Genomic DNA, 6,143 nt, shown 5'->3' with positions numbered 1-6,143 from the left:
CGCTCCGCGCGCTTCCAAGATCAACTGCGCTGGCCCCCCGCTCGCCCGCCCCCTTCGGGGCTGGCACTATACCCTTAACACGCGGGCCGGGGGTGGCCGGCCCACTACGCTGCTATCTGTAGAAATCGGCAATCTGATCGGTGAACTGCTGCGGGTTGGCACCCACAAGATTGGTCAACACCACCACCGCCAGGCCTTCGTCCGGATAGACCACGAACGCCGCCCGTGCGCCACCGAAGCTGCTGATCTGGCGCTTTCCCGCCGGCCCCGATACTGGCCAGCCCGCGGCCCAATCACCTTCACTGCCATCGTTCAGACGTTCTGGCGTCCACATCTGCGTCAGGCTGTCAGCACGCAGCACGCGCTGCTGCAACAAGCCCGCCAACCACCGCGCCAGATCATCGGCAGTGGTCTGGATGCCACCACCGGCCCACAAGCCCTGTGGCATGTCGTAGAACCAGTGCGAAAGTCGCTTCGGTGCACCGGCAGCATCACTGCTGCGTGGAAAAAAGCTGTACATGGTCGCCGCGTTCGGCAGCAGATCGTAGCTGTCACCGAACCCGACGTGCGTCATGCCAACACGCTTGAACTGGTTGTCCGCCAGATAGTCCTCATAGGTCCTGCCACTGCGCTGAGCGATGATCCTGGCCAGCAAGCCGTAGTTGGTCTGGTTGTAGGCGAACCGCGCGCCCGGCAAGGCCTGCATCGGCTGCTGCTCAACCAGCTGCCATGCCGTTGCTTCGGAGCCACCACCAACCAGGCCCTGCGCATCGACGATATCCGGCAGGCCCGAGGTATGCGCCAGCAGCTGGCGTACACGGATCGCCTGCCATGCGGCGGGCAGTTGCTGCAGATAAGCGGAGATTGGCGCATCAAGATCAAGCTGCCCGGCTTCGGCCAGCTGCATGACCGCCACGCCGGTGAATGCCTTGGTCGCCGAGTTGATGGGGAACAGGGTCGCAGGCGTGGCTGCCACCTTGTTCTCGACATTGGCCAGCCCGACCGCCGTCGAAAACACCACGTTGCCGTCCTTGACCACCGCAACCTGCAGTCCCGGGATGCCTCTGTCCTCCATGGTGGCAACAATGAAGCGTCGCGCCGCTTCATTGGCAGCCTCCAGCGTGGCCGCGGCCAACTGAAGAGGCAGCACGCAGAGAAGCACACCCAGGCACAACAGGTATCGGGAGGTTGCACGTCGCATCGTCTGGCTCCGGTCGTGGCTGGCGGAAATACGTCGGATCGCGGCTGTCGCGATCACCGACTCCAGACTTGGATGCATGCAACGGGCAAAAGGTTTAAACCGGCGATCACCCGCACCCGGCATTCGCTATTGCCTCGACTGGGCTGAGCCCCCCACCTCAACGCCCGGAATGCTGCAGCATCCGCTGCATCATCCTCTGCTCACGGATGACGACGTGCCACGCCGCACTCCCGATGGACAGTTCAACCTCGCGACGCAGCCCTGCATCGTTGATGATCCATGAGCCGTTGCGAATACGGCGGTGCTGTGGATTCGCGCTCGCCTCGATAGCAAGCGCTGGCACCAGGCGAATCCCCAGCGGCAACGCAAGGGCCGTCACGCTACGCGTCCGCGGCCGTCGACATCACAGATCAACGCCGAAGCCAACACCGGCGGACTTCTCACCGCCACCAAAGGCGCCGCCCAGCGAGAACGAAGCGCGCGCCCCCAGCCGCACGCCATAACCGATCGACAAGGCCTGCTCCCCACCCTGGAAACCGGCGCCCACCGCAACGCGGCCGCGCGCGCTCTGGCCACCGGCCGCGTTGATCGCCATGTTGGTCATCGCCGATGTCATCGCCCCCATCCGGTCGATGCGTCGATCCTGATTGCGCAGGCGTTGCTCCACGCCGTCATGGAAGCGGGTGAAGTCGTCGCTGAACGCGGCCAGCGCGCTATCCGTATAGGCATTGGCACTGGTCAGGGTCTGGGCTGCGGTTGTATCGGTGTACTGGTTTGCAGAAGCCAACGTCGCCGTATCCCCCGCGCTGACCTCACCGCGCACGGTGGCCACCTGGGCATCGGTGTAAACCGTGGACGCGGCCAAGGTCGCGGCGTCACCGGCATCGGCATGTGCGCGCGCGGCCTGCAGCCCCATCACCTGACTGTTGGCGACCTGCTGGTCGGTGTACTCGTTGGCGGAGTCAAGCGTGGCCGCATCGCCGGCCGCGAGGTCACCACGCAACGAAGTCTCACGCGTATCGGTATAAGCATTCGCCGAAGCCAGCGTTGCCGCATCCCCCGCTGCCATGTCCGTGCGGATCACCGCCTCGCGCGCATCGGTATGCGCATTGGCCGCATCCAAGGTGGCCGCGCCACCGGCGACGATGTCGTCGCGGATGGCCGCCTCACGCGCATCGGTATAGCTGTTGGCGCTGGCCAGGGTCGACGCGTCCGCATCGGCCATATCGGTGCGGATCGCTGCCTCGCGCGTATCGGTGTGCGCGTTGGCCGCATCCAACGTGGCGTCCCCTCCGGCGGCGATGTCGTTGCGGATGGCGGTTTCACGCGCATCGGTGTATTGATTCGCCGCCACCAACGCAGCGTCAGCCCCCGCATCGGCGTAGCCCTGCAGCGCAGTGCCCTGAGCGGCCAGCCCCGCGTCCAACGCGCCCAGCGCCGAGCCCACGTCGTGGTGCACCCCTCCCTGGACCGCATAGTACGGCGCGGTGAACACGCCACCACTGTACGCAGCACCGCCACCCAACCACGCAGCCATACCTGCCAGGCCGCTGCTGGTGGATGCCGACACCGCGTTCAACTGGGTGAGGTTCACCGCGTCATTGCCAGCTGTGCCGGCGGCAACGTTGGTGATGCGCCGCTTCAATGTAGCCGACCCCACCGACACCACATCGGCAAGACCACCGTCGCTGCTGCCAGAGCCCAGCGCGACCGAACCACCACCGGCAGCTATCGCATTCCTGCCGATGGCGACATTGTTGTCCGTGCCTGCCGTTCCGCTGGCACCATGGAAGCCACAGCAGCCTTCGACACCGTCACCGCCATTGCCAGCCTGGCTGCCATTGCCCAACGCGATGTTGTAGTTGCCGCCGGCGCCACCATTGCCGCCTGTGCCACCCGCGCTGCCCTGACCGGCCCTGCCGCCGTTACCAGCACTGCTGTTGCTGCCGAACGCCAGGTTGTAGGCACCTCCATTGCCACCGGTACCACCGGTCCCCCCTGCGGTGCCATTCGAGCCCTGCCCGCCCATGCCGACCGAACTGCCCTGCCCGAAGGCGGTGTTGCCGGTGGAATTTCCCAGCCCGCCAGCAGAACTGCTCCAGCCCGGCTGCGACGGCCCCGGATTGCCATCAGCGCCAACCCGACTGCCTTCCTGGCAGGCAATGGCACCAGTACTGGCGTCTTGCGTGCAGGGCGTGGTCGGCGAGGTACCGCCAACGACTTCAGCAGCCTGCGCTGGTGAAAACGGCAACAGGCCCAGCATGGCAAGCACGGCCAGCGGCGCAGCCTTGGCAAGGACAGGACGGTTCATGGAAGGATCCCCCGAATCAGCAAGGGACAAACCTACCGTTGGGCCTACATGTCCCGCATCCACGAAATCAGGTAGTCGGCAGCCAGCCGGACCGTCACCTGATCACGCCATCAGTGGCAGCAGCAACGCCAACCGCGTGCCGCTGCCATTGGCGGCGGCTGATACCTGCAGCTCACCGCCCAGCCTGCGAGCACGCAGCCGCATGCTGGCCAGCCCAGCGCCAGCGCCCGATGCCTCCTTGCCACTGGCACCTTGCACCAGCCCAACACCGTCGTCGTCGATATGCAGTTGCAGCTGGTCACCTTGCCTGCGCAGGTAGACATCCACGCGCTGCGCGCGGCTGTGCTTGAACACGTTGGTCAGGCCTTCCTGCAGCAACCGCAACAGGTCGAGGCTGCGGCTGGCTCCAAGCTCGATGCCATCGATGTCCTGCAGGTGCCAGTGGGCCTGGATGTCCACCGCATCCAGCAAGCCACTGGCTCGGTGGCGCAGCGGCGCCAGCAGCTCGGCCAGATCCGCCTGCTCGCGAGCGGTGCTGTCGATGACCAGGCGCAGGTCGTCACGCATCTCGCGCAACATGCCGATGACCTTCTGCCGTGGCATGTCATCGGGCGCCTGCTCCAGGCGCGCGATTGCGCCCACCAGGGTGCCACCAAAGCCATCGTGCAGGTCACGCACCAGCTGCAGGCGCTCACCGGCGCGGCTGTGCGACAACTCCAGCGCATGCTGTTGCTGCAAGGTATCCGCCAACTGCGTGGTGGCCTGCTGCACTTCATGGCGCAACTCGGCATTGAAGCCTTCCACCCGCTGCATGGTATTGGCGAAGCGGTACGCCAGCACGAAGCCCATGCCGAGCAGCATCAGCGGCGAGGTGAACGATCCCAGGTAGCTGACACCGCCATACCAGCCCATGTACACGCCCAGATCATGCAGCGATACCGCGATCGGCAGGATGATGCACAGCGCCAGCACCTGGTAGTCGCGCCGGCCGCTGCGCAGCGCATAGCCCATGAAGGTGAACGAGACCAGGTAGAGGAAGGCAATGGTGGGTACCAGATAGACGTTGCGATACGGCCCCATCCATTGCGGCCACAGCAGGGCACCCGCCATCACCAGCACTGCAATGACCAGCAACACGCGCTCCAGACGCGGCCAGCGCCGCTCGCAGAAACGCAGCAGGAAGACGGTATGGGCAGCAGCACCGGCCACGTAGCAGGCACCAATGAAGGCTTGCCAGCCATCGGTACTGGGGAACGGCCACGGGCTGCTGGCAAAGAAATTGCTGTCGTACAGGCGTCCGAACACCGCGCTCAACGCGTACCAGCCGTACATCGACTCCTTGCGCCGCAGCAGCCAGAACAGACCGATAACCGCAGCCAGCACGAAGCCGATGGCGCTGTCCAGAACCTGCAGGTCGTGGCGGACGAAAACTTCTTTGCGGAAGCGTGCCTGCAGGATCTGCGGGTCGCCGACATCCACCACTCCCAGCGAAGGTTGGTAGGCCGCCAGGCCAGAGACCCGAACCAGCAGTTCATTCTCGCCTTGCTTGAGCAGCGGCGACTGCAACAGGAAATAGCGTGGCACATGCCAACTGCGTGACAGCGGCTCGACCAGCGACGGGTCGCGATCGATCAGGCTGCCGTTGAGGTATACGGCCGCTGCCATGCAGGTGTAATCCAGCAGCAGGCCGGTTGCTTGACTGGCGTCATTCTGTTGCCAACGCAGGCGATACCAGACCACGCCGTCGTGATCAGGCCAGCGCGTCTGCCACTGGTCAGCCAGTGGCACCTGCACCCAACCTTGCGCAGGTGCTGCTGGCGATTGCCAGTCTGCACGTACAGCTTCCGCGTGGGTGATACGGGTGATGTCCGCTGCCCCTGCGTTGGCGCTGGCCACGCAGGCCGACAGCAGCAACAGCAAGAACCAGCGGATCAAGGCAGCAGCCCCATCGCACGCGCTTCGTATACCGCGGCGGTCCGCGAGCCCACCGCCAGCTTGCGGTAGATGTTGCGGGTATGGGCTTCGATGGTGAGCCGCGACAAGCCGAGCAACTCGGCAATCTCGCGGTTGCCGTAGCCCTGCGCAACGTGGTTCAGAATGCCGAGCTCTCGCTCGGACAGCTGCACGGCGGGCGCTGCTGGAGCAGCGACTGGAGGCTGCGCAACCGCTGGCAGCAAGGCCAGAATGCGCCGCGCGATCATCGGGTCGATCGGCGCGCCACCGCGTTGCAGGCTACGCAGTGCGACCGTCAGCTCGATGTCCTCCCGGTCCTTGAGCAGGTAGCCTGCGGCGCCGGCGCGCAATGCAGCGAAGATGCTTTCTTCCTCGGCAAAGGCGGACACGATCACTGCTTGCAGCTGCGGCACATGCTGCTGCATCCAACCGACAAGTTCGATGCCGGTGCCGTCGGGTAGTTGCATGTCGACCAGGGCGAGGTCGAACTGATGGGCTTGCAGGAGTGCAAGGGCGCTGCCGAGGCTGTCGGCGGTGTGAATCCGTGTCTGTTGGTCCGTCAGTAATTCGGACACGAGCCTGACCAGCCTCGCCAGCGAAGCTGTGTCGTCGTCGATGATCAGGATGGAAGACAGCTCCATCGGCCCCCGCCATGGTCCGTGTTGTGGCGGAGTTTAG

General features: G+C 65.1%; 5 protein-coding genes. All 5 read right to left on the bottom strand.

What is annotated here, in order from left to right:
• Positions 1-112 precede the first annotated feature (112 nt).
• Complete coding sequence (locus AC1VWL_RS14775; protein WP_482987206.1) at positions 113-1,201, bottom strand: serine hydrolase domain-containing protein; 1,089 nt, start codon at positions 1,199-1,201, stop codon at positions 113-115.
• 157 nt (positions 1,202-1,358) lie between these two features.
• Positions 1,359-1,580: a hypothetical protein gene (locus AC1VWL_RS14770; protein WP_482987205.1), complete on the bottom strand. Its 222-nt coding sequence runs from the start codon at positions 1,578-1,580 to the stop codon at positions 1,359-1,361.
• A 24-nt stretch (positions 1,581-1,604) separates the two neighbouring features.
• Entirely contained in the window at positions 1,605-3,512 is a 1,908-nt protein-coding gene (locus tag AC1VWL_RS14765) for a hypothetical protein (protein WP_482987204.1), read from the bottom strand.
• Between the two features lie 102 nt (positions 3,513-3,614).
• Positions 3,615-5,447, bottom strand: a complete 1,833-nt coding sequence (locus AC1VWL_RS14760) for a sensor histidine kinase (protein ID WP_482987203.1) — start codon at positions 5,445-5,447, stop codon at positions 3,615-3,617.
• The gene (locus AC1VWL_RS14755) at positions 5,444-6,106 is read right to left on the bottom strand and encodes a response regulator transcription factor (protein ID WP_282270172.1); all 663 of its coding nucleotides are present in this window, start codon (positions 6,104-6,106) and stop codon (positions 5,444-5,446) included. The genes AC1VWL_RS14760 and AC1VWL_RS14755 overlap by 4 nt, the downstream gene beginning before the upstream one ends.
• Positions 6,107-6,143 lie beyond the last annotated feature (37 nt).

It is taken from the genome of Stenotrophomonas sp. STEN063, assembly GCF_056854515.1.
The sequence above is the reverse complement of the archived record's forward strand: the minus strand, read 5'-3'. Positions and strand labels throughout refer to the sequence as shown.

Coding starts and splice junctions, on each gene's coding strand:
- AC1VWL_RS14775 (WP_482987206.1), bottom strand. CDS start 1,201: ATGCGACGTGCAACCTCCCGATACCTGTTGTGCCTGGGTGTGCTTCTC.
- AC1VWL_RS14765 (WP_482987204.1), bottom strand. CDS start 3,512: ATGAACCGTCCTGTCCTTGCCAAGGCTGCGCCGCTGGCCGTGCTTGCC.
- AC1VWL_RS14755 (WP_282270172.1), bottom strand. CDS start 6,106: ATGGAGCTGTCTTCCATCCTGATCATCGACGACGACACAGCTTCGCTG.